The 237-nt window shown below is 68.4% G+C and carries 1 protein-coding gene; it reads left to right on the forward strand.

All coding sequences use genetic code 11. The annotated features are described in order from the left end of the window. Positions 1-237: NAD(P)-dependent oxidoreductase (locus BN358_RS23760; RefSeq protein ID WP_304412790.1), on the forward strand; the 237-nt coding region annotated here is incomplete at both ends.

Here is a 237-nt window from a genome sequence, read left to right on the forward strand (position 1 = left end):
TAACTTCGCCCGCGGGCCGATCGTGGACGAGGCCGCCGTGGTGAGCGCGCTGGAGAGCGGCCAGCTCCGCGCCTACATCTGCGACTTCCCCTCTCCCGCCCTGAACAAGCGAGACAAGGTGGTCACCCTCCCGCACCTGGGCGCCTCCACCAACGAGGCGGAGGAGAACTGCGCACGGATGGCGGCCGACGAGCTGCGGGAGTTCCTCACCGAGGGCACGATCCTGAACTCGGTGAA

The sequence above is a fragment of the Sedimentibacter sp. B4 genome (assembly GCF_000309315.1).
In the GTDB taxonomy this organism is placed as follows: Bacteria; Bacillota; Clostridia; order Tissierellales; family Sedimentibacteraceae; genus Sedimentibacter; species Sedimentibacter saalensis.